Below are 23971 nucleotides of genomic sequence, written 5' to 3'. Positions count from 1 at the left end.
GCAAGAAAAGGCGGCTATATTGCTAATCAGCGCAATAACGCGTGCAACGCCTGACGCGCACCAGGCTGGACATCATGCGGGTGCTGGTAATCAATGTTCTCTATCGCGCGGCTATAGAGCGCAACCAGCCAGTCGTAAACGTACGCGGTAGCCGCATGCACGGGCTGTTCCCCCAGGCGCGTCAGGCGGGGCTCAGCGCTGCTGACCACTGGCGTAATGAAGATTGCCTGACCCTTGCGGATGCGGCTTGCCGGACGCGTCGCCGCGGGCGTCTGGTCGTAACCCAGCCAGCCAATGAAGTTACCCATTACGGCATGCAGCTGCGCAGCGCTGCTTTTGTCCGCTTCGACAATACGCTGAAGCTGCTGAGGCAGATCCAGCCGGTAGCTGGTGATAACCAGAACATCCGCGATTTGCTGTAACACCGCGGGTTCCAGCCCAAGACGGGCGGCCGTGGCCTCATTGCGGCTCCACTGACGCAGATGATTAATCCACACCCTGTGCGCCAGACGCGCTTTGTCTTTTGTCTGGAGCAGTCCGGCGCTTTCCTGGGCGCTATCGGCAAACAGGTCAATGCTATCCGTAAACAGCCCGTTAACCTGCTCCTCGCGCGGCTGCTGAACGGCCAGCAGCGTTTCAAAGGCTTTTAGCGGCGGCAGCAGGCCATCAAGCAGCTCGCCGTGGCGGGCGGCGCTGCTTTGCAGCGTGCGCACCATGTTTTCTGCCTGAGCGCGTCGGGTACCGGGCTCTTCAACCAGCGGAGTCAGGTAGCTTTGCATCAGCGACGAGAGCTCCTGGCGCAGCGCGTTTTTCAGCGTGCTGAGACGCTTTTGTCGCTGCGCGGGCAGCGTGGCCTGAGACAGCCACTCGATGACGCGCTGCATGCTGTGGCTGTCCAGCGCCTGCAGCGTGCCCCAGCGTAAGCCCGGTTTCCCGAGCAGATGCTGTACGGCTTCATCAAGATTCTGCCGGGTGGTAAAGCGAGCGTCGTGCGGGGTAATGGCCCATACCAGGCCCGGCAGGGCAGAGTCTTCAGCGGGCTGCGTCTCTTTGACCCAGTTCATCAACACTTTTGCTTTTTTGGCCGTCTGTTCGTGGTGCGCCGTCGCATTGCAAATGACCAGCACATCCGGCTGCAGCTGTTGACGGTAGTGCTCGAGCAGCCACTGGGATTTTGCCTGGCGCAGCGGGTCGGCACGGTTATCTTCGAAAACCGGGATATCAACGATATCGACGTTATCCAGCGCGCCGTTCTCAACCGGCAGCACCAGCTCGCGGGTCAGGAAGGCAAGCACATCGACGGGAACGCTGATGGCGTTGAGCATCTCACCGTTATTCAGCGGATGAAGCAGCGTCTCCTGCGCATCCTGAAGGGCCGGCGTGCCGTCGTGCGTCAGGAACCCTTCACCCGGCAGACCAAAGCTGTCCACCAGCAGGCTGAGCGGGGCGGCAAGCTCGCTCGCGTGGCTGGTCTGATGCAGCACGTGAGCCAGGTTTAACCACTGCTGGGTCAGCTCCTGCTGCTCGCCCCACAGCAGCGACCAGACGCTGGCCCGGGTGCTGAGATCGAGCGAAGGCACCAGCTGTGCAAACGCATGCCACAGGGCATCGTCAATTTGCTGTTTGGCGGCGGGCACCGTGCTCTGCCAGAAGCGGGCAATCGCGCCCACTTCCTGAGCCGTGATGCCGGGTACGCCCTGCGGCTGGCGCAGGCCGCGCCATTTTTCCAGACGCGTCTCAATGACCGCCTTATCCACCGCGCGCATCTGCGGATGCAGCGTCGTGCGGGCAATAAACAGCTGTACCAGCTCGGCCTCGGTGACCAGACTCAGGCGCAGCGGGAACGCCTCATCGGATACCGCCGGGGTTTCCCGGGTGAAGCGGACGGCCATATTGGTCAGGGCATGACCCGGATTGATATGCGAAAAATAGTCAAAGGTGCGCTGACCCGGCGTCACGTTCAGGCGTCCATTGCCGCTGCCGCACAGAGACAACAGCAGGTGCGCTTTCGCACTCTGCGAATGGCCGTAAAGCCCGATGCTGCTCTGGCGCGTCATGGCGCGTTCAATGGCCTGCTCCCGCGCCTGCGCCGCGTTGATGCGGGCAAGCAGGGCGTCGGCATCGTTATCCAGCACAGGGGCGTTCAGCCGCGTCTCATTAATCCACCCGATTAAGGCCTGAGTGGTGGTCGTCGTCGCTGTCATTTCAGGTATACGCTCCCGCTGTCGATCCAGTAGTGGCTGCCGCTGTGTCGGCGATCGGCCAGAGTATTCAGTTTGAAGGTTAATGCGTCAGGTGCCACCGGCGTGCCGTCCTGCAGCCAGGCATCGCTCAGCTCGAAGGCCTCCGGACCCTCCTGCTTGCTGCCGCCGCAGAGCTTGAGTCGCACGTTCAGCACGCCGTCGCCGGCAATCGCTTTCGCCAGTTCAGCCGAGTTAATGCTGAGCGTGTAGAGCGGCGTGGCGGGCCAGCGCGCGTTCGCCAGCTGGCGGAAGCCGAGGGTGACGTTACCGCGCAGCGGGAAGTGCAGACGTGCGTCGAGCTTCGCGCCCGGCTTATCGAGATCGATATCCTGATACCAGACGTTTTCCTCGCGCAGGGTGTTGACGGTGTTATCCAGCACGCCCAGATAGCGCACGGTTGAATACGCGCCAATGTCCGCGGCTTTAAAGTTGAAGCGCGGCAGGCGCAGGTCGAGCGCCAGGCTGCAGAGCATGGCCCCCACGGCGGCCGTCGATTTCGGGTTGCCAATGCGCCCCTGCTGGCTGAACGGATACCACTCGTGCACCTGGTATTTATCCAGCCAGACGATGCGGTTGACCGGCACTGGCTGCAGATGGCGAATGAGCGCCTGAACGCCGGGCAGGCAGCCAGGGCGACCGGTGATCAGCAGAATATCGCAGCTGTAATGCGAAATTGCCTCACACACCGCGTGGAGCGGTGAGGCCAGCGTAAACTGCCCGGCCAGCATCGCATCCTGCATTTCGCGGAAATTGACGTGCAGCGGCACGGCGAAGAGGTCAAAAGCGTCTGAACCCGCAGGCAGGGCATGATCGATCGCCTGCTGCAGGTAATTCATTACGTTGCGGGTCGGTTTCTGCGCCAGGAGATCGCCAAAGGTGGCATGCAGACCGGCCAGCGGATCGTCAACGTCGCTCGACTCCCATGCGGCAAGAATGGCATGGCCAATCGGCATAAAGAGCTGAAGTGCCGTTTGCTGGCGGAGTACGGCCTGGGTATCAATGCGCCCGGAGTCGCCGAACAGTGAAGCCATCAGCAGCGAGGCGTCCGCAATACCGGATTTCTGCAGCTGCGTTTGCAGGGCGGGCAGCACGTAGCGTTGGATCACGTCGAGAAGCGTGTCGTCGCCCGCCACCTTAAAGCCTTCGCGGAACAGCAGCTGCGGGGTAATTTTGACGTTATTGCCGGAGCCGTCGTCCAGCTGATAGTGGGTGATCGCCATATCCGTTGTGCCGCCGCCGATGTCGATGGAGGCAACGCGCAATGCGCGACCCGGCTGAATACCCGGCTCAGGGGCGCGGTCCGGACGGGCAAGGGAGGCGAAGAAGGCTTCCGTCTGGCCGCCAAAACGAGAGATTGCTTCGTTATACAGCCAGACCAGCTGGCCGCAGCTGGCTTCATCCCACTCCATCTGAATTTCAGGCACCGGCACCACGCTCTTATCCTGCTGTTTGCGGGTGACAAAATCCTCATCCTGCGGGTGCCAGCCCATCGCTTTCCAGACGATAGCGATGGCTTCGAACATGCGGCGACGGAAAATCTCGCGCTCCTGCTTGGGCATGGCGGAGGGCAGCGTCAGGATCAGGGTGCGCAGCTGGCGTGGAGACGCCGGGAAGCCCAGACGCAGGCGCGTGGCGACGCTGTTGATCTGCCCCAGAGCCTGAGCCAGCAGCTCGCACAGCATGTGCGTCATCAGCGTGCTGCGGCTGTACTGCGGCGAGAAGACCGGCAGCCGCTCGTCCTGCGGCAGCGTGAAGAGCGGCTCTCCGTCATCGTTCATCAGGTTCATCAGCGGAAACGCGGTGGCAAGCGGCTCACGCTGGGTTTTGCTGTTCATCTGGCTAAAGCGCCAGTCCTGCACCACCGGCGTTTCATCCCACAGGTAGCGACGCGGGCTGGAGATGCCGCTGTTGCCTTCGGTACCCAGACGCTGCATCGCCAGCTTGCGGGCTTCATCGCCGACGCGGACAATCGACGGCCAGACAAACGCATCTTCGCGACCACTTTCAACCGAGAAGTGCTGCTTGCCAAAACGCGCTTCGGAAAACTCGAGGCGGCTGGTGAACAGTGGCTCGTTCAGGAACTGCGGCTCGCTTAACGAGCGCACCTGCAGCTCGGCGGTCTGGCGCAGCCCATCGTTCGCATCGCCGTGGTCTTCGATAATGACGCCGCAGGTGTGGGTATTGCCCACGTCGAGGATCAGGTCGACCGGAATGGCAGGCGTGCTGAGCGTATGGGTAACAAATTTCACTTCCGGCACGGTGAGCTGCTCGCCGAGCATGGTCAGCACGTTGAGCCAGTGGGCCTGATACTCAAAACCGCGCATCGCCTGCTGGAGATCGCGTTCCGAGCGGTTCTCAACGCCGTCGGCGTACTGGGTAAAGGCCTCGCGCAGCCAGCCATCAATCCAGGTCTGGTCGAGGAAGCTTTCAACCTCATTGTCTCGCCAGGCCAGCGCGAAGCGGGTGCCGTTCAGAATATCGTTTTCGACCGGGGACAGAGCGGACGTGGCATGTTCGGCAATCTGGCTGTCAAGCGCGAGGGTCACGCGGTGCGTATTGCCAGCCGTGTCGGGGGTATCCAGCTTGCGCACCTGGACGCGGGCCCAGTTATCCGGCCCTTCAACAAAGGTCCGCGGCGGGTTGAAGCGCAGGAACGGAACCGGAAGCCAGACGCCATCGAGCACCGCCAGCGACTGATGCAGCGGGATAGTGGTTTCCGGTTTGACCACTTCAGGCTGCCCGCCGTTCGTTCCCGGCAGGGTGTAGCGCCCGTTGACCAGGTCGAAATCGAGTCGCAAAAGCGGGCCGTTCGCGGTTTTACGTACGAAGCGCCCGTGGCTGGCGGTGTCCTGCGGCGTCAGGCCGAAATCAAGGAACTGCACGCCGCTGTTAGCGATAAGCGTGACGCTTTGTTTATAGTCGCAAAGATTTACCAGCATAGGATCAGGCACCTGCTTTCTTGAACGTCAGAGGGACGACGGTATTTGCGTCATAACGGGCGCGACATTCTGCGATATCGCTGGCGCCGGCTTTACAGGCAACCTCCGGCATCGGGTAGCGGGAACCGTCGGTGCAGCGGGCATGACCGCGACTCTTAATCATCAGCTCGCCGTTGCTGTGCAGCCCGGAGAACACTTCCGCGCGGCAGACAACGTTATCGCCGTGGACAACGCGGGCGAAGCCTTTATTGTTCTGGATCTGATAGCGCAGCGACGGCGGCTTGCCGGTCACCGGATCTTTCACATCGAGCATGGCGCGCCAGGTTCCGTTCAGGAAACGCGTGGATCCGGCTTTCACCTGGTTCGCTTCCATCACCATGGCATCTTTCGGGATGGCGACAATCACCACCGGAGCGGGCTGTGGCGCAGGAACTGGAGCCGGTTCTTTTTCTTTGCTCGCCACGACTTCAGCCTGATGCAGCGGTAAGTTCATGGCCAGCGGCTCAACCGCCTTAATCGGCTTTGGCGCAATCTCTACGGGCTGAGGGGCGGGCGCGGGCGCGGGCTCGGCGGAAGGCGCCTGTTTTGGCCACAGCAGCGGCGCGGCGATGGCGGCAACAATCACGGCGGCAACCGGCAGCGTCCACAGGGGGATACGGCGCTTTTCCGCGACAATTGCCGGGGCCGGTTCCTGAACGGGTTGCGCAACAGCCGGAGCTGGCTCGGGTTCATACAGCTCCTCTGGCGTAATGCGCACCACCGTGGAAGGGGCGATCAGCGGTTCGTCAGCGTGCTCAAAGGTCATCACCGGTTCGGGTTCTGGCTCGGGTTCAGGATCTTCAATGACAACGGGGGCAGGCTCAGGGATCAGCGATTCACGCAGGCAGTCGAGGACATCGTCGCGCGCATTTTCATTCAGGTTTACAAACCCCCAGAAGCTGATGACCGGCTTTCCGTCCACCAGGAACAGGAAATTTTCCCCCGGGAACTGGAACGCCTTCGACAGCAGAGAGCCAAAAAGCTGCTGCGCGGTTTTGGGCGACTGGAGGCATTTCTTGCTTAACGACTCGACGCTGGCAAGCGTGTTTTCCAGATAGCGCAGGGCGCGGTAGCGGTCATCTTCATCGGCCGCTTTCCAGCTGGTCACGCTCCCTTCGACAGGGGAGTACCAGTCCACGCGATCGCCACTGTCGTTGACCTGAGGAATAGCCAGACAGTCGACGATGGCCTGTTGTTTGCGCAACCGGAGCGCTTCCCGGATTTGTAACGCTGATTCAAAAACGGCTTGTCCGCCGCCGCCAACGGCCTGAAAATCATCCAGGTTACCGCTGCGTAAAAGAGTTTTTGCCACGATTTGATCCCATATACTTCTTCACACCGTTACTTTAACGAAACGACGAAGCAAACAAACGGAGGAAGAGACGCCAAAAGGGCCGATTTCTTGCGGCATAGAAAGTGACGGTTGTGCTTGACGAATAATGGCACTTAAGGCAAATCATTTTTTTGGGCGCTGGCTGTAAAACCAGCGAAAAACGCGGCTTTAGAATAACCTGATAGTGTTTCGTTATTTGCCAGGTCATAACGCCTGTGCTGTTATTACTGTCCTATATAATAAAACTGTCAGGGTTATAACCATGTCTACAGGGAAAACACTGCTCGCCCTTGCGCTGAGCGCTTTTTTACCAGCCGGTGCCGCGTGGGCGGCAAACAACGACACCCTTATTTACTGTTCTGAAGCGTCCCCCGAGTCGTTCAACCCGCAAATTGCCAGCTCTGGTCCGTCTTTTGTGGCCAGCTCTCAGGTGCTGTATAACCGCCTGATCAATTTCGACCCGGTGAAAAATACCCCGGTTCCGTCGCTGGCAGAATCCTGGACGATTTCACCGGACGGCAAGACCTACACCTTTACCCTGCGCAAAGGGGTGAAGTTCAACAGCAATAAATACTTCAAACCAACGCGCGACTTTAACGCCGATGACGTTATTTTCTCGGTCATGCGTCAGAAAGACCCTAAGCACCCGTACCACAACGTGTCGCAGGGCAACTACGAATACTTCAACGATGTGGGTCTCGATAAGCTGATCCAGGACGTTAAAAAGGTCGACGATTACCACGTTCAGTTTACCCTCAGCGAGCCTAATGCCGCGTTCCTGGCCGACTGGGGGATGGATTTCGCCTCTATTCTTTCCGCTGAATACGCCGACGCGATGCTGAAAAAAGGCACGCCTGAGTACGTTGACACCTGGCCGATTGGGACCGGGCCTTATGTCCTCCAGCAGTACAAGGTGGATTCGCTGATCCGCTATGTTGCTAACCCGAACTACTGGGACGGCGAGGTTCCAACGAAGCATCTCATCTTCTCCATTACGCCAAACGTGGAAACCCGTCTGGCGAAGCTGCAGACCAACGAGTGCCAGATCGTTCCTGCGCCGTCCCCGGTGCAGTTCGATGTTATCAAGAACAACAAGGACCTGACGCTGCACGCCGTCGATGCGCTGAACGTCGGCTACCTGGCGTTCAACACCGAGAAAAAACCGTTTGATAACGTGCTGGTGCGTCAGGCGCTGAACTACGCGACCGACAAGAAAGCTATCGTTAACGCGGTCTTTATGGGATCGGGCACGGTGGCAAAATCGCCGATCCCGCCAAACATGCTGGGCTTTAATAAAGACCTGAAGGACTACAGCTACGATCCTGAAAAAGCGAAAGCGCTGCTGAAGCAGGCCGGGCTGGAGAAGGGCGCGGAAGTCACGCTGTGGTCAATGCCGGTTCAGCGTCCGTACAACCCTAACTCGCGCCGTATCGCGGAGATGATCCAGAGCGACTGGGCCAAAGTCGGCGTGAAGGCCAAAATCGTCTCCTACGAGTGGGGCGAATACCTCTCCGGAATGCGCAAAGGCGAACATGACTCCGCGCTGTTTGGCTGGATGTCCGATAACGGCGATCCGGACAACTTTGCCGACGTTCTGCTGGGCTGCAACAGCATCAAAACCGGTTCAAACGCCGCGCGCTGGTGCGATAAGGGGTATGATGGTCTGGTGCAAAAAGCGAAGCTGACCAGCAACCTGGCCGAGCGTGCGAAACTCTACGGCCAGGCGCAGGAGATTTTCTACCAGCAGGCGCCGTGGATTGCGCTGGCAAACGGCAAAACGTTCTATGCGACCCGCAGCAACGTGACGGGATACAGCGTGAGCCTGATGGGCAGCGACTTCTCGAAAGCGAAGCTGAACTAAGCGTTTTATTGCCGGGTGGCGGCTACGCCTTACCCGGCCTACATTTGGCACCCGTAGGCCCGGTAAGCGTAGCGCCACCGGGCTCGTGAAAAGGAGTGACAATGTCACATTTAAGCGAAGTTATCGCCCGCGTCGATGCCGCGATTGAAGAGAGCGTCATCACCCACATGAATGAACTGCTGATTGAACTGAGCGATGACGCTGAGCTGGGCCGCGATGAACGCTACGTCCAGCAGCAGCGCCTGCGTACCGCGATTTCGCATCACGGCAAGCAGCATAAGGAAGAGCAGGAGGCGCGCCAGGAACAGCTCACCAAGGGCGGCGTCATTCTGTAACGCTTAAAACTGGCGTCGCGCCACCAGCCAGGCCCCCACGACCAGCATCACCGCGCCGCACACCGGGCCTATCAGGGCGCGCAGCGGAATGCCGTTGCTTCTCAGCACGTCCATCACCAGCCCGCCGATGAGCTGGCTTGCTACCAGTACGGCGATAGTCGTCGCCGCGCCAACGCTCTGATACCCGCTTATGCTGGCAAACACGAAGAACGACCCCAGCAGCCCCGGAATGAGCGTCCACCAGCGTACCGTTGCGGCCAGCTCGCTAAACCCGGCGACGCCCTGTTTCAGCAGCAGAATGCTGACAAACAGCACAATGCCCACCAGGGAATTCAGCAGCATCGCGATAAGTATGGTGGAAGAGGACTGGGTGATTCGCACCATTAAGGTGTTTTGCACCACCAGACCAATGCCCGCCGCCACCAGAAACGCCAGCGTCAGTGACTGATTCATGGGATGGCGTCCGGGTCGCTGCGCTCGTCCAGCTGCAGCTGCATAAAGGTTAAGTCCAGCCAGCGGCCAAACTTGGTGCCCACCTGTGGCATCTGTCCCGTCGTCACAAATCCCAGCGTTTCGTGCAGATGAATCGAGGCGTGGTTCTGCGCTTCAATTCCCGCCACCATGACGTGTTTGCCGATCTGACGAGCCTCAATTATCAACGCCTTCATCAGCGTGCGGCCAATGCCTTTGCCCTGATGCCCCGGGTGGACATAAACCGAGTGCTCAACCGTATGGCGAAAACCGTCAAACGCGCGCCAGTCGCCAAAAGAGGCGTAGCCGGTGATAACGCCGTCTTCTTCGCTTACGAGAACCGGGTAACCCGCGAGCGTGCGCGCCTCAAACCAGGCGATTCGGTTATCGGTATCGACGGTTTTATCGTTCCAGATTGCGGCGGTATGCAGCACCGCGTGGTTGTAGATCTCTCCTATCGCAGCGCAGTCTTCTTTGCAGGCGTGACGAACGATCATGATTAAACCTCTGTGTGTTGTTCACTATAGTATTACGTTGTTGCTACGATATTACACAACCGTATAGCCTGAACGCTACGGCATAAGCCATATTTTTTTGTTATCAAAAGCCCATTGAAATGCCGTTCATACACTATAGTATGACGTCATGAACACCATAACAGACACGATGAATCAACGGATTAGCGCAAGAATTCGCCTCGAGCGCGAGTCTCGCGGATGGTCCCTGAGCGAGCTTGCCGACCGGGCAGGCGTCTCCCGCGCCATGATCCATAAGATAGAGCGCGGGGACAGTAGCCCGACGGCCACCTTGCTTGCCCGCCTGTCAGGCGCGTTTGGCATCAGCATGTCCACGCTGATTGCCCGGGCCGAGATGCAGGAGGGCAAGCTGCTCCGCCTGGCAAACCAGCCCGTCTGGCGCGACCCGCAGACGCACTATCTCCGCCGCCACGTTTCTCCCCGCACCGATCTGCCCATCGACCTTGTTCAGGTTGAACTGCCCGCGGGCAGCGATGTTCCGATGCCTGCATCTTCATACGCGCTGGCACGCCAGCTTATCTGGCTGCAGTCCGGCGAGCTGGTGTTTCAGGAGGGCGATACGCGCCACGAGATGCACGCCGGAGACTGTCTGGAGCTGGGGCCGCCAAATGACTGCCGGTTCATCAACGAAACGAATGAAACCTGTATCTATCTGGTTGTACGGCTTAATCAGTCTGGCTCGTAATGCTAATGCGGTAACGCCGATCGTGAGCCAGGCTGTAATGACATTTGTACCAGAAGGAGATCCCGATGAATCAACCTGTTTCGCAAAACCGCCGCTGGGTACTGGCCTCTCGTCCACAGGGCGCGCCGGTCGCGGAAAATTTTCGTCTGGAAACGCAGCCTGTTCCAGCGCCTGCTGAGGGGCAGCTTTTGCTCCGTACCGTCTGGCTGTCGCTGGACCCATACATGCGCGGCCGCATGAGCGATGCGCCATCCTATTCGCCTCCGGTAGAGCTGGGTGCGGTGATGGTGGGGGGCACGGTCAGCCGCGTTGAGCAATCCCGTCACCCCGATTTCAAACCCGGTGAGTGGGTGCTGGGCTACAGCGGCTGGCAGGAGTATGAACTTTCAGACGGCAGCGGCCTGGTGAAGCTCGGCGAAAATCCGACTCATCCTTCCTGGGCGCTGGGTATTCTGGGCATGCCGGGCTTTACCGCCTATATGGGGCTGCTGGATATCGGGCAACCCAAAGCGGGCGAAACGCTGGTGGTTGCCGCGGCGACGGGCCCGGTGGGCGCGACCGTCGGGCAGATCGGCAAAATCAAAGGTTGCCGGGTGGTCGGCGTTGCCGGTGGGGCTGAAAAATGCCGCCATGCCGTAGAAGTCCTCGGGTTTGATCTGTGCCTTGACCACCATGCGGCGGATTTTGCCGAACAGCTGAAGCACGCCTGCCCGAAAGGGATTGACGTTTATTATGAAAACGTCGGCGGAAAAGTGTTTGATGCCGTTCTGCCGCTGCTGAATACCTCCGCCCGCGTGCCGGTTTGTGGCCTGGTGAGCGGCTACAATGCGACGGGTCTGCCTGAAGGACCGGATCGCCTGCCGCTCCTGATGGCGACCATTCTGAAGAAACGCATTCGTATGCAGGGCTTTATCATCGGCCAGGACTACGGGCACCGCATTAAGGAGTTCCAGGAAGAGATGGGGCGCTGGGTGCAGGAGGGTAAAATTCACTATCGTGAACAGGTCACGGACGGGCTGGAGAACGCCCCCGAAACGCTGATTGGCCTTCTTGAAGGGCGCAACTTCGGCAAAGTCGTGATTCGCGTCGCGGGTGACAATAAATAAACAGCTTTATGGCGGGGTTTCCCGCCATATTTATTTGTGAAGATACGATATATTGTCTTTAATTAATGGACATGGCATTTCGCGCCTTCATCCCGGATGAGCCCGAAACCGATAAAAAAATGACGTTTGCTTTTTTTGTTGTTTTTACGTACTTCCCACCACCAGGCATGACGATACAGGATATATCGGACCAGCGTCGTTTTATTAAAACTGGCGTTTAAAAATAGCATTAAGTTTTAGCTACAGGAATTGAACATGCTTGATTTGGATCACTTAGAAAAAGCCCAAAGGATCAGTCTTACCATGCAAGTTGAACTCAGTTTGAAAGGCGCGTTAATTACGGGCTCACTCAAACCTGGGGCACGACTGATTACGAAAGAGATCGCCGATAAATTAGGTACCAGTATTACACCGGTTCGCGAGGCGCTTTTGCGCCTGGTGTCATCAGGGGCGTTACACGCCACGCCGGCGCAGGCATTTCTGGTTCCGGAGGTGTCGCTGGAGCGGTACAACGAGATTAACGCCATCAGAAAACAGCTTGAGCCAATGGCGGTTGCTGCCGCATGCCAGAATATGTCAGACGGTAAGCTGGAGACGTTGCGCAAAATGTCAGAGGTATTCCATGAGGCCATGCGCAACGGAAACGTTCAGCAGGCATTGCATGCGAACCGCGTCTTCCGATTTACGCTGTATCAGTATGCGGAAATGCCCACGCTTAACGCGTTAATTGAACAGCTCTGGGTGCGCATCGGGCCATGTATGAACTATCTTCACCAGGAGCTTAACGACATTAAAGCGTCGACCTATCACTATGATGAACTCCTTTCCGCCCTTGAGCGAAGAGATGTTGTCGCCAGCCAGAAGGCGATCGTTAAGGTGATTGATGAGGCGAATTCTCTTTTACAGCGACAATATTTTAACTAAGCGATTATTTAACAGAGCGACTATATACCGCACCTAATTATTTATCTGGTGAATAACTCCTGATGGCTTATTGCCATCAGGAGCGTTATTTTATTTATAAAATAAACTTTTCTTTTTGCTTACTCGAAGCGATAAGAGACCGACAGGCCGACACCGTAGTTACGGCCTGGTGCAGGCTCGTAATAACGCCCGTTGGATTCGTTGACAATAACTGAGCCGACGTACTCTTTATCGAACAGATTATCGACGCGACCAAAGACGTCCATGCCCCAGTTGCCGTAGTTGAATTTATACCCGGTATTCAGTCCGACCACGGTATACGACGGCGCTTTCGCCGTGTTCTCATCATCGGCCATGATATCGCTCATGTAGCGCACGTCAGAACCCGCGTACCAGCCCTCTTCAGGCTGCCAGCCAAACGAGGCGTAACCCATGTTGCGGGCGATGCCCGGCATGCGGTTACCGTTGCAGTCTGCGTCGCCGCATACGTTGGTGCGGTAGGTGGCATCCAGATACGTCCACGCCAGCTTCAGCTTCCAGTTCTCAGCAAGCTGCTGATCGAGCGAAACTTCCACACCCTGACGACGGGTTTTACCGGCATTTTTATAGCTGGTACGTCCGCCAGAGCTGGCGTCCACCACGATCTCATCATCCGTATCGGTGCGGAACAGGGCAGCGGTCAGCAGGCCATTGCCGATGCGGGTTTTGCTGCCCACTTCATAGGTGTTGTTGGTGGACGGCTTCAGGCCAATGTTCAGACCGCCCTGATTATCGGCGCGGTAGGAGAGTTCGTTGATGGTCGGCGTTTCAAAGCCACGCCCTGCAGCGGCGTATAGATTCCACGCGTCCGTCACGGCATACTTCACGGAACCGGCCGGGAGCCATTTGTGATAGCTTGCGTCGCCGCTGTCATCGCCATTGCCCGGCGTAACGTAATGATCGTTAGAGTCGAACCAGACCGAGCTGTAGCGCACCCCCGCATCCACTGACAGCTTCTGCGTCAGCTGCCAGCTCGTTTGCAGATAAGGATCGACGTTCCACATCAGGTTACGTTCGTTACGACGTTTGTCACCCTTCACGCCGTAATCCGGCACGCCGTTGTTCATCACGAAGTTTTCGTATCCGCGACGATCTTCGCTCAGGTTTTCGTAGTTCAGACCGGTGGTAAAGGTGACCGGAACCAGCAGCTCGCCACGGTGCGTCCAGCGGGTATCAATGCCCTGATAGTGGCGCTGCATATCAATCACCCCGCCGGAGTGGGAAGGTTTGAGCTGCGGCTGATAGGGAATCGACTGGTACTGCGTCATTTCACGCTCGCCGGCGTACATCATTACGCTGAGGTCGTCCTGCGCGCTGAGCTGGCGGTCGTAACGCAGGCCTGCCTGGGTCTGCTTAATGGTCTTACGCGTGTTGTACTGATCGCCGCGCGGAGACTGTCGCGGGTTGTCCCGCCACTCCTGATAGTTCAGGCCGCCCGGATCGTTGGCCTTCATGTCCACGCTGTTGAAGATAAGCGTCAGCTTGCTGACGTCATCAATCCGCACGCCCAGCTTAGCGTTGGCGAGGTTCTTCCGCGCGCCGCTGTGGTCGCGAAACCCTTTGGTGGTGAAGCGGGTGGTGGAAACGGTGTAATCCACATCGCCCGCGTGGGTGCCATCACCCATCGCGCCGGTGGCTTTCATGCCGTAGCGCCAGGTCCCGTAGCTGCCGTAATAGCTGCTGGCTTCAATGGTCGGCGGCTGCTGCCCGGTCTGGGTATTGATGTTAATCACGCCGCCGGAGGCGTTGCCGTACAGGGCAGAGAAGGGGCCGCGCAGCACTTCAACGCTCTCCACGCTGGAGAGATCGATGTTGGAGGTCTGGCCCTGTCCGTCCGGCATGGTGGCAGGAATACCGTCGACGTACATACGGATACCGCGCACGCCGAAGGTTGAGCGGGCGCCGAACCCGCGCATCGAAAGCTGGAGATCCTGGGCATAGTTCTGACGGTTCTGAATTTGCAGCCCCGGGACGCTGCCGAGGGACTCAGACAGGTTGATACGAGGCGCGGCCTGGCGCATATCGTCGCCATTAACGACGCTGACCGCCGCCGGGGTATCGAGTTCCGATACGGTTTGCGGCGTGGCGCTGACGATCATGGTTTGTTCATCCGCGCTCATTGCGCTAAGCGGCGCCAAAATAACGGGAACCAGCAGCAGCGGGAGAGAAGCCTTACGGGCAGAAATGATTTTCATGAATAAAACCGGTTGTGGTGTATAAACGAACCAAATGGAACATGTCCATACATGTTAAATGTTTTGTAAATGTTTTGAAAACTATAACCGCACATTGCGTTAATGAAAGGCGAAACGGGAAAGAAAAACTCCACATTCGTTTGATTAATGATTACTATTCTCATTATCAAAAGGCAATGCCACGACGTTGCCTGCCGGAAGTGATGTCAGCAGAAAACCCTCTTTTCAGAAAAGGAATTGTTATGTCTTTACGTCATCTGAGCTCGCCGCGTCTGAGCGTGTCGCTGCTGTCTGCCGCTTTACTGTTTGCCGGAACGTTCCAGGCGCATGCTGCCGAAGAGGTGCTGCGCAAAGCGGTGGGCAAAGGGGCGTATGAAATGGCGGTGAGCCAGCAGGAGAACGCGCTGTGGGTGGCAACGGCGCAAAGCCGTAAAACCGACAAGGGCGGCGTTGTCTATCGTCTCGATCCGGTCACGCTGGACGTCACGCAGGCCATTCATAGCGATCTCAAGCCCTTTGGCGCCACCCTTGACGGCGCGAGCCAGACGCTGTGGTTCGGCAACACCCTCAACGGCGCGGTAACGGCCATTGACGCCAAAACGGGCGACGTAAAAGGGCGTGTGGTTCTGGACGGGAGTCAGCGTAGTGACACCGTTAAACCGCTGCAGCCGCGCCAGCTGGTGGCAGACGACAGCACCCACACCGTTTACATCACGGGCGTGGGGAAAGAGAGCGTGGTTTGGGTAGTGGATGGCACAACGCTGAAGCTGAAAGAGACCATTGCCAACACCGGTACGTACGGCACCGGCCTGGCCCTGGACGCGCAGGCGAAACGTCTCTATACCACGAATGCGGACGGCGAACTGGTGACGATTGATACGGCCAGCAACAAAATTATCAGCCGTAAAAAGGTGCAGGATGACGGGAAAGAGCACTTCTACCTGAATCTGAGCCTCGACGCTGCCGGTCAGCGCGCGTTCCTGACCGATTCAAAACAGCCGGAAGTGCTGGTAGTGAGCCTGAAAGACGGCAGCGTGATCGAGAAAATCGCCGCGCCGGAATCGCTGGCCGTCCTGTTTAACCCGGCCCGCAACGAGGCCTACGTGACGCACCGTGAAGCCGGTAAGGTGAGCGTGATCGACGCGAAATCCTATAAGGTCACCAAAACCTTCGATACGCCGGTCTACCCGAACAGCCTGGCGCTCTCAGCGGATGGCAAAACCCTGTACGTGACGGTGAAACAAAAATCCACCCGCCAGCAGGAAGCCACCCAGCCTGACGATGTGATTCGTATCGCTCTGTAAGATGGGATTGCCCGGTGGCGCTGCCGCTTACCGGGCCTACAAAACCATGAAATGTAGGCCGGGTAAGGCGAAGCCGCCACCCGGCTTTTTTATTAACGCGAGGTTTCTTCTACCAGCGGCGCGTCGTGTTTTTCATCGTCAGGATGAACCGGCGCGGTGCTGTGGATTTCGTGAACGCGTTTACGCACGCCAAACCAGCCGGCAATCAGCAGCACGGCCAGCAGCGGAATGGTCGCGATGGTGTAGGTGCCGTTCGGGTAGTCGAACGCCATCAGCACCAGCACGCTGAACAGGAAGAGCAGGGTGAGCCAGGAGGTCACCGGTGCGCCAGGCAGCTTAAAGCTGACGTCAGCCGCTTTCCCTTCTTTAATGGCTTTACGCAGACGCATCTGGCAGACCACGATAAAGGCCCAGGACGCGATAATACCCAGCGCGGCCACGTTCAGAACGATTTCGAAGACCTGAGACGGGACCAGGTAGTTCAGGAACACGCCGAAGACGTAGACCACCAGCGTCGCGAGAATACCGGCGTACGGCACGTGCTGCTTGCTCATTTTTGACATGAACTTCGGCGCAGAACCGCCCATGGACATGGAGCGCAGGATGCGACCGGTAGAGTAAAGGCCGGAGTTCAGGCTGGAGAGCGCCGCCGTCAGCACCACGATGTTCATGATGCTGCCTACGTAAGGCACGCCCAGCTTAGAGAAGAAGGTCACGAACGGGCTCTGACCTGCCTGATAGGCGTTCCACGGCAGCAGCAGAACCAGCAGCACCACGGAACCCACGTAAAACAGACCGATACGCCAGATCACGCTGTTGATGGCCTTTGGCACCATCGTCTGCGGATCTTTACATTCCCCTGCCGCGGTACCCACCAGCTCGATGGAGGCAAAGGCGAACACGACGCCCTGAACCAGCACCAGCGCAGGCAGCAGGCCGTGCGGGAAGAAACCGCCGTTATCGGTTATCAGATGGAAGCCGGTGGCATTGCCGTCCAGCGGCTTACCGCTGCCGAGGAAGACGGTACCGACGACCAGGAACACCACGATGGCCAGCACTTTTACCAGCGCAAACCAGAACTCCATCTCCGCGAACCACTTCACGCCGATCATGTTCATGGTGCCGACAATCGCCAGCGCGCCAAGCGCAAAGACCCACTGCGGCACATCGCCAAACGCGCCCCAGTAGTGCATATACAGCGCAACGGCGGTGATATCGACGATACCGGTCATCGCCCAGTTAACGAAGTACATCCAGCCCGCCACGTAGGCCGCTTTTTCACCGAGGAATTCACGGGCGTAAGAGACGAAGCTTCCGCTGGAAGGGCGATGCAGTACCAGTTCGCCCAGCGCGCGTAGAATGAAGAAAGAGAAGATCCCGCACACCAGATAGACCAGGGCGAGAGCCGGGCCAGCCATCTGCAGACGTGCACCCGCACCTAAAAACAGACCCGTTCCGATAGCGCCGCCGATGGCGATCATTTGAACCTGACGGTTGCCCATCGCTTTGTGGTAGCCCTCTTCGTGGGAGTTCAACCAGCGACGTTTAGCAGCATGATGATCGGCTGCGCTTTTATTGCTTGTTTTCATTGAGTTACCTGTTTGCCTGTCTGAACCATTATCGTGATAGTCCTGCCTGGCAGAAAGCAATACAAACGATTGCTTCTGCGCAAACACATGTCGCCTTCCCAGTCATTCTGCGTATGGATAAGGCGAAACATGGCGAGGCATCCTACCTGCAATTCATAAGCGACGCAAAATATAACCGTGCCGAAAGTGATGCACGTCGAAGGAAATCGTGTGGTCAGAGCAGACGGCGATCGCAACACGCTGAATCGTGGCGTATTTTTAGACAAAACAGTTGCGAGGTTGATTATTTAATCATCAGATTCGCTTAATAATTACCAGATGGTAAAGTTTATGGCTGCCGCAGGGCATCCAGCAATAATCTGAAAGCGGTAGTGTGCTGGCGACGGCTGGGATAATAAAGATGGTACCCTTCAAAAGATGGGCACCACGGCTCAAGGACGCTGACTAACCGCCCGTCATTCAGCGCCGCCAGAACAGACGCTTCCGGCACGTAGGCGAGTCCGAGACCATTCTCAGCGGCGTCGATGCGCTGGGACAGGCTGTTCAGCGTAAGCTGCCCCTCAACCCGCACGCGCAGCTCGCGCCCGTCGCGTTCAAATTCCCACTGATACAGCCCCCCACGCGTGGGCAGGCGCATGTTGATGCAGCGGTGGTCAGCGAGCTGCTCCGGCGTGTGCGGAACGCCAAAGCGTGCCAGATAATCCGCGGAGCCGACGACGGCCATGCGCATGTCCGGGGCGATACGCACCGCAATCATATCTTTTGCCACCTGTTCACCCAGGCGTACTCCCGCGTCGAAACGGCCGTCCACGATATCCGTCAGGCCGTTATCGACCGTCACCTCGACGCTAATCTCCGGATACTGCAGCATAAACCTCTTCAGTACCGGCCAGAGCACGGCGTCCATCGCGTGCTCGCCGGCGACGATGCGGACAGCGCCTGCGGGTTTGTCGCGGGCGCTACGAAGCGCCGCAAGCTCCTGCTCGATCTCGCGCAAGTGCGGGCTTAAGCGCGCAAAGAGCTGCTCACCCGCCTGGGTGGGCACTACGCTGCGGGTTGTGCGGGTTAACAGGCGCACGTCCAACCGCGCTTCAAGCTTGCGCATGGCATGGCTAAGGGCCGATTGCGAAACGCCCAGCTGCGCCGCTGCGCGCGTAAAGCTGCGCTCGCGGGCAACCACCATAAAAGAGAGCAGGTCGTTGAAGTTATCTTTTAGCATCGCGGTTGCCTCTATTTATGAATTTCAATCATATTTCCTATCTGATTATGCACGCTAATCGTTCGGAATGCTTTGCGCTACTGTTAACGCAACAGACAACGAGGAGCACAAGATGAAAATTATCCGCAGCGGTTCATTACCTTCAGCACAGGGGCCGGAAGCCTGGTTCACTGGCAACGTCCGCATTGACGCGCCCTTTCAGGCGGCCGAACCTGCCCGCGTCGGCGGGGCAACCGTGACCTTTGAGCCTGGCGCGAGAACGGCGTGGCATACGCATCCCCTGGGGCAAACGCTGATTGTGACGCAGGGGCGCGGCTGGCTACAGGAGTGGGGCAAAGCGGCGGAAGTGCTGAACCAGGGCGATATCGCCTGGATCCCACCCGGCGTGAAGCACTGGCACGGGGCAAGCGCGCAAACGGCGATGACGCACATCGCCATCGCCGAATCGGAAAACGGCAGCCCGGTAGCGTGGCTGGAAAAAGTCACCGACGAGCAGTACCCGAACGACTAACCGCCAAACACGGCAATCGCCTGCTTAAGGCGCGTCGCGCGCTGCGTCAGGTGATTCGCGGCGTGGGTGACGTTATCCACCATCCCCGTATTGGTGTGGGTCATGGCGCCGATACGGGAGATGGACGCGTTGATGAGCGTTAGCGCCTGGGTTTGCTCCTGCGTGGCGTGGCCGATCTCCTTAATAAGGGAGGAGACCTGCAGAACGTTTTCGATCATCACCGTTAGCTGCGTTTCGGTCTGTTCCACTTTCTCCACGCCCGCGTTGACGCTGGCAACGTTTTTCTCAATCAGCGCTTTGATCTCTTTCGCCGCGGTCGCCGAGTGCTGCGCAAGATTGCGCACCTCAGCCGCCACCACGGCAAACCCGCGGCCGGCCTCACCGGCGCGCGCCGCTTCAACGGCAGCATTCAGCGCAAGAATATTGGTCTGGAAGGCAATACGATCGATAACGCCGATAATATCGACAATCTGGCCGTTATCCTGCGAGACGGACTGCATCATACCGATGGTTTCTTTCATCATCGCTTCACCGCAGCGGGCGCTGGCGCGGGTGCGATCCGCCATCTCCGTGGCCTCTTTCGCGGTTTCCGCCGTCTGCTTCACCGCGCTGGCGATCTCTTCCACCGCAGAAGCGGTTTGCTGCAGAAAGTCTGCGCTCTCTTCGGAGCGCGTCTGCAGCGCTGCACCTTCTTTCGCGACCTGCTGGCTGATGGTGCCAATCCCGCTGATTTGCGCCCCGACGTCGTCGACCAGAGAATTCAGGTTTAAACCGGACTGATTCACCAGGCGCATCATCAGCCCGATGTCATCGATCCTGTCAAAATGGTAATACGCCGTTTTACGCCCTGAAACCACGCTCTGCATCTGTTGCACGATGGATTTTACCGGCCGGGCGATCTGCGCATGTAGATAACAGGCGAGGGCAATAAACAGCAGCACCAGACTTCCGGCCTGAACGCGACTATCCGAGAATAAATATATCGCCAGGCAGGAGAGTAATGCTGTTGCTGCAATACCAAGGTGGATTCGTTTGCCGGTGCTGAGACGTTTAAAGAGTGACATAAAGGAAAATAAACCGCGCCGGATTAACAGCCCTTTATAAAAACGATGATGTTTTAATTCATTATTACGTACTTTCTCATACAGTTTTTCACTGGCCGCGATCTCTTCCCGGGAGGGAATATTCCGCACGGAAATATAGCCCGTGAGGATTTCATCCTGCCAGACCGGCGTCACGTTAGCCCGCACCCAGTAATGGTCGCCATTCTGACGACGATTTTTCACCATCCCCGTCCAGGTCTCGCCCTGCTGCAGGGTAAACCACATATCGCCAAACGCCCCGGCAGGCATGTCGGGATGGCGGATGAGGTTATGCGGTTCACCCAGCAGATGTTCTTCTTTATATCCACTGGCTTCAATAAAAGCGGAATTGGCATAGGTAATATGACTTTCTGTATCGGTGGTCGACATTAGCGTCGAACCATCGTTAAGCAAATACTCGTTTTGTGTAACGGGAGTGTTACGCCTCATCAGTAACTCCATAATAATGTGCAAGAATAAAAACACCCGGAAAACGCTCAGGTAAAATTTATATGATTATTTTTATAGCTGTCTAGGGCTATTCTCTCTGAAATTAATATTATTCGAAATAGCTCCGTTAATTATTTTTATAGGTTTAATTACGTCGGATGTAATAAAAATGAAAATATTTCCAGACGCGCTTTTTTGAACCGCTTTAAATAAATGACCTAAGCCAAACTGAAAGAGAGAGATCGCCTCCCAGGGAAAATTACCCTGCTGAAATAGCGTTTCGTTAACAGGATGAAAACGTTATTATTTAGTCAGTTTTCGTTAACGGGGTGAGGCTTAAGTGAAAATTAACGTCATCGGAACCAGCGGGAGTGGAAAAAGCACCCTGGCGAAGCAGATTGCGGCCGAACTGGCGATTCCCTATATCGAGATGGACAGGCTCTACTGGCGCCCCGAGTGGCAGGGTACTCCGGACGATCTCTTTGAGGAAAAGCTGGAGCAGGCGCTACGGGCGTCGCCAGACTGGGTGCTTGACGGTAACTATAACCGCACGCGACCCATTAAATGGCGTAACGTCGACGTTGTGGTGTGGGTAGATTATGGGTTTGTCCGCACACTCTGGCAGGCCGTCATCAGGGCCATCAAACGGGCCTGGCACAAGCACGAGCTCTGGCCCGGCACGGGGAACAAAGAGAGTTTTCGGCGCGCGTTCTTCAGCAGAGAGTCCATTATCATCTGGACAATCAAAACCTGGCGCAATAACCGCACGCGTTATGCAGCCGATCTGCAAGATCCGCGCTACGCGCATATCCGCTTTGTCCGCATAACCCGCCGCGAGCAGGCGGAAACGCTGCTTGCCTCCCTAAAGTCTTATTCTTAGCATGGTTTTATATATCTGATTTCCGGCAAACCAAATGTAAATTAATTGTTTCTCAGTGGTGAAATGCGCCTTTAATAATGTCGACATGTTAAGTCAAACGAGAACGCAACATGTCATGGCGAATCAGCATTCTGGATAAAAGCCCCATCGCTGAAAATGAAACGGCTGCCGATGCACTGGCGCGTACCCTTGCGCTGGCGCAGCAGGCAGAAAATCTGGGCTATCACCGCTTCTGGATTGCCGAACACCACAATACCCCACAGCTTGCCAGCCCCTCGCCGGAGCTGCTGATTGCCTGGATCCTCGGGCAAACCACGCGGATTCGCGTCGGCTCCGGCGGCGTGATGCTCCAGCATTACAGCCCATATAAAGTTGCCGAGAATTTCAACGTCCTGGCCGCGCTGGCGCCGGGCCGCGTGGATCTCGGCGTCGGAAAAGCCCCCGGCGGCCTGCCGCTCTCGACCCGCGCGCTGCAGCAGGGTCTGAATCAACAGGAAAAGGGCAGCTTTGCCGAACAGCTGGCCCAGCTCGATCGCTGGATCCGTCCTGAACATCAGTCAACAGAAGAAGCTGTGCTTGCCACGCCGCTGCCGCCGTCACCCGCGCAGGGTTTCCTGCTGGGAGCGAGCACTGAAAGCGCGCTGCTGGCCGCCCGGCTTGACTGGCACTTTGTCTTCGCCGCGCACCTGAACGGCGATCCGGACCTGCTGCGTGAGGTAATCGCCACCTGGCGTGAAAACAGCACCCGCGAGGCGATTGTGGCGGTGCAGGCGATTGTCGCGCCGACGCAGGCCGAAGCGGAATCGCTGGCGCAGAAGGTGGAAGTGTGGGGCGTTGAGCTGGCCAACGGACAGCGCGTCACCGTCGCCAGCGAAGAGCAGGCTTACGCGTTTGCGCGCCAGGCGGGAAGTGAACCGGTGCGCATTGCGCGTCGGGCGCAATCTCTGCTGGCGGGCACGGCGGAATTCGTGCTCGAACACCTGAACGCCCTCCATGAAACGTGGGGCATTGACGAATTTATTATTGATACACCGATTGCGAATGGCGCCACGCGCGTGGCGTCCCTGCGGCTGCTGGCCGAGGCGCGTCTTAACAGGGAGGTTACCGTATGAGCTTTGGCGAACAGCTGATTGCCTGGCGGCGCGAGCTGCACCAGAACCCGGAGCTGTCGGGTCAGGAAGTGGAAACCACCGCGCGCCTGCGCCAGTGGCTGACAAACGCGGGCATTGCGCCGCTGCCTTATGAGCTTTCGACCGGGCTGGTGGCGGAAATCGGCACCGGCAGCAGGCTGATTGCGCTGCGCGCAGACATTGATGCTCTGCCGATAGAGGAGCGCAGCGGCGTGCCGTTTAGCTCGCAACGTGCGGGGGTCATGCACGCCTGCGGACACGACATCCACACCAGCGTGATCCTCGGCGCGGCGCTGAAGCTGAAAGAGCGTGAAGCGTCGCTCGACGGGCGAGTGCGGATCCTGTTCCAGCCTGCGGAAGAGAACTTTGGCGGCGCGAAGAGCATGGTGCGGGCCGGTGCCCTGCGCGACGTGAGCGCGATTTTCGGTATGCATAACGAACCCGGCCTGCCGGTCGGCGAGTTCGCCACCCGCGGCGGGCCGTTCTATGCCAACGTCGACCGTTTCGTGATCCGCATTACCGGCAAGGGCGCGCACGCCGCACGTCCGCACGAAGGCAACGACGCCATCGTGCTGGCGAGCCAGCTGGTGACGGCGCTGCAGAGCGTTGCCAGCCGCAACGTCAATACGCTGGATTCGGTGGTGCTGAGCGTGACGCGCATTGCCGGCGGCAACACCTGGAACGTGCTGCCGGAAAGCGTCGAGCTGGAGGGCACGCTGCGAACCCATCGCACGGAAGTGCAGCAGAACGTGAAGGCCCGCGTGGGCGAAATTGCCGCCGGGTTTGCCAGCGCCTTTAGCGCGCAGATCGATATCACCTGGTATGCCGGGCCCACCGCGCTGGTGAATGACGAACGCTGGGCCGATTTTGCCACCTCGGTTGCCCGGGAAGCCGGTTACGAAACCCGGCACGCGGAGCTGCACATGGGCGGGGAAGATTTCGCGGTCTATTTGCAGTCCATTCCCGGCGCGTTTGTCAGCATTGGCAGCAACAGCCCGTTTGGTTTACACCACCCGGCGTTTAACCCGGATGAAGCATTAATTGAGCCCGCTGCCCGCTATTTTGCACAGCTTGCGGAAAAAGCCCTGCAACACGTTTAA

General features: G+C 58.0%; 19 protein-coding genes. 10 read left to right on the top strand and 9 right to left on the bottom strand.

What is annotated here, in order from left to right; translation table 11 throughout:
• Positions 1–26: 26 nt before the first annotated feature.
• From AC3WOK_RS06030 to AC3WOK_RS06020, 3 genes are read right to left on the bottom strand one after another with little or no spacing between them, the layout of a single operon-like run.
• Entirely contained in the window at positions 27–2204 is a 2178-nt protein-coding gene (locus AC3WOK_RS06030) for a virulence factor SrfC family protein (protein WP_492354169.1), read from the bottom strand.
• Positions 2201–5182 (bottom strand): virulence factor SrfB, encoded by a 2982-nt coding sequence (locus tag AC3WOK_RS06025; RefSeq protein ID WP_063428340.1) that lies wholly within the window; start codon positions 5180–5182, stop codon positions 2201–2203. The genes AC3WOK_RS06030 and AC3WOK_RS06025 overlap by 4 nt, the downstream gene beginning before the upstream one ends.
• 4 nt (positions 5183–5186) lie before the next feature.
• Positions 5187–6533, bottom strand: coding sequence for an SrfA family protein (locus tag AC3WOK_RS06020; protein ID WP_492354168.1), 1347 nt, complete (start codon positions 6531–6533; stop codon positions 5187–5189).
• A 283-nt stretch (positions 6534–6816) separates the two neighbouring features.
• Between AC3WOK_RS06020 and AC3WOK_RS06015 the strand changes: the two genes are divergently transcribed.
• Both AC3WOK_RS06015 and AC3WOK_RS06010 read left to right on the top strand, forming a co-directional pair.
• Positions 6817–8415 (top strand): ABC transporter substrate-binding protein, encoded by a 1599-nt coding sequence (locus AC3WOK_RS06015; protein WP_492354167.1) that lies wholly within the window; start codon positions 6817–6819, stop codon positions 8413–8415.
• 101 nt (positions 8416–8516) lie between these two features.
• A complete protein-coding gene (locus AC3WOK_RS06010) occupies positions 8517–8750 on the top strand; it encodes a YdcY family protein (protein WP_063428333.1) in 234 nt (77 codons plus the stop codon).
• A 3-nt stretch (positions 8751–8753) separates the two neighbouring features.
• Here the strand turns inward: AC3WOK_RS06010 and AC3WOK_RS06005 are convergent, their stop codons facing one another.
• Positions 8754–9203 carry a DMT family transporter gene (locus tag AC3WOK_RS06005; RefSeq protein WP_492354166.1) on the bottom strand — a complete coding sequence of 150 codons (450 nt, stop codon included), beginning with the start codon at positions 9201–9203 and terminating at the stop codon, positions 8754–8756.
• Positions 9200–9718, bottom strand: a complete 519-nt coding sequence (locus AC3WOK_RS06000; RefSeq protein ID WP_047348350.1) for a GNAT family N-acetyltransferase — start codon at positions 9716–9718, stop codon at positions 9200–9202. The genes AC3WOK_RS06005 and AC3WOK_RS06000 overlap by 4 nt, the downstream gene beginning before the upstream one ends.
• Before the next feature lie 148 nt (positions 9719–9866).
• Here AC3WOK_RS06000 and AC3WOK_RS05995 point away from each other — a divergent pair, with 148 nt between their 5' ends.
• From AC3WOK_RS05995 to AC3WOK_RS05985, 3 genes are all read left to right on the top strand, one after another.
• On the top strand, positions 9867–10442 hold the full coding sequence (locus tag AC3WOK_RS05995; RefSeq protein WP_008501301.1) for a helix-turn-helix domain-containing protein: 576 nt from the start codon (positions 9867–9869) through the stop codon (positions 10440–10442).
• A gap of 65 nt (positions 10443–10507) precedes the next feature.
• Entirely contained in the window at positions 10508–11548 is a 1041-nt protein-coding gene (gene curA / locus AC3WOK_RS05990; RefSeq protein WP_492354165.1) for an NADPH-dependent curcumin/dihydrocurcumin reductase, read from the top strand.
• A 255-nt stretch (positions 11549–11803) separates the two neighbouring features.
• Positions 11804–12472: a GntR family transcriptional regulator gene (locus tag AC3WOK_RS05985; protein WP_063428328.1), complete on the top strand. Its 669-nt coding sequence runs from the start codon at positions 11804–11806 to the stop codon at positions 12470–12472.
• A gap of 119 nt (positions 12473–12591) precedes the next feature.
• On the opposite strand, the gene pqqU is transcribed toward AC3WOK_RS05985, so the two are convergent.
• Positions 12592–14706 carry a TonB-dependent receptor PqqU gene (pqqU, locus tag AC3WOK_RS05980; RefSeq protein WP_492354164.1) on the bottom strand — a complete coding sequence of 705 codons (2115 nt, stop codon included), beginning with the start codon at positions 14704–14706 and terminating at the stop codon, positions 12592–12594.
• A gap of 242 nt (positions 14707–14948) precedes the next feature.
• On the opposite strand from pqqU, the gene yncE reads away from it, so the two are divergent.
• Positions 14949–16010 (top strand): 7-bladed beta-propeller protein YncE, encoded by a 1062-nt coding sequence (gene yncE / locus AC3WOK_RS05975; RefSeq protein ID WP_492354163.1) that lies wholly within the window; start codon positions 14949–14951, stop codon positions 16008–16010.
• A gap of 92 nt (positions 16011–16102) precedes the next feature.
• On the opposite strand, the gene ansP is transcribed toward yncE, so the two are convergent.
• Positions 16103–17599 carry an L-asparagine permease gene (ansP, locus tag AC3WOK_RS05970; RefSeq protein WP_059309942.1) on the bottom strand — a complete coding sequence of 499 codons (1497 nt, stop codon included), beginning with the start codon at positions 17597–17599 and terminating at the stop codon, positions 16103–16105.
• 328 nt (positions 17600–17927) lie between these two features.
• Entirely contained in the window at positions 17928–18818 is an 891-nt protein-coding gene (locus AC3WOK_RS05965; RefSeq protein ID WP_063956530.1) for a LysR family transcriptional regulator, read from the bottom strand.
• A 112-nt stretch (positions 18819–18930) separates the two neighbouring features.
• Here AC3WOK_RS05965 and AC3WOK_RS05960 point away from each other — a divergent pair, with 112 nt between their 5' ends.
• The gene (locus tag AC3WOK_RS05960) at positions 18931–19329 is read left to right on the top strand and encodes a (R)-mandelonitrile lyase (RefSeq protein WP_492354162.1); all 399 of its coding nucleotides are present in this window, start codon (positions 18931–18933) and stop codon (positions 19327–19329) included.
• Here AC3WOK_RS05960 and AC3WOK_RS05955 read toward each other — a convergent pair.
• The gene (locus AC3WOK_RS05955; protein WP_492354161.1) at positions 19326–20861 is read right to left on the bottom strand and encodes a methyl-accepting chemotaxis protein; all 1536 of its coding nucleotides are present in this window, start codon (positions 20859–20861) and stop codon (positions 19326–19328) included. The two genes, AC3WOK_RS05960 and AC3WOK_RS05955, sit on opposite strands and share 4 nt — an antisense overlap.
• Positions 20862–21201: 340 nt before the next feature.
• On the opposite strand from AC3WOK_RS05955, the gene AC3WOK_RS05950 reads away from it, so the two are divergent.
• From AC3WOK_RS05950 to AC3WOK_RS05940, 3 genes are all read left to right on the top strand, one after another.
• Positions 21202–21741, top strand: coding sequence for an AAA family ATPase (locus AC3WOK_RS05950; protein WP_492354160.1), 540 nt, complete (start codon positions 21202–21204; stop codon positions 21739–21741).
• 110 nt (positions 21742–21851) lie between these two features.
• Positions 21852–22853, top strand: coding sequence for an LLM class flavin-dependent oxidoreductase (locus AC3WOK_RS05945; RefSeq protein ID WP_492354159.1), 1002 nt, complete (start codon positions 21852–21854; stop codon positions 22851–22853).
• The gene (locus AC3WOK_RS05940; protein ID WP_447855745.1) at positions 22850–23971 is read left to right on the top strand and encodes an amidohydrolase; all 1122 of its coding nucleotides are present in this window, start codon (positions 22850–22852) and stop codon (positions 23969–23971) included. The genes AC3WOK_RS05945 and AC3WOK_RS05940 overlap by 4 nt, the downstream gene beginning before the upstream one ends.

It is taken from the genome of Enterobacter sp. FW301-JW81 (genome assembly GCF_058788735.1).
This window is presented reverse-complemented; position numbering and strand designations above follow the sequence as displayed.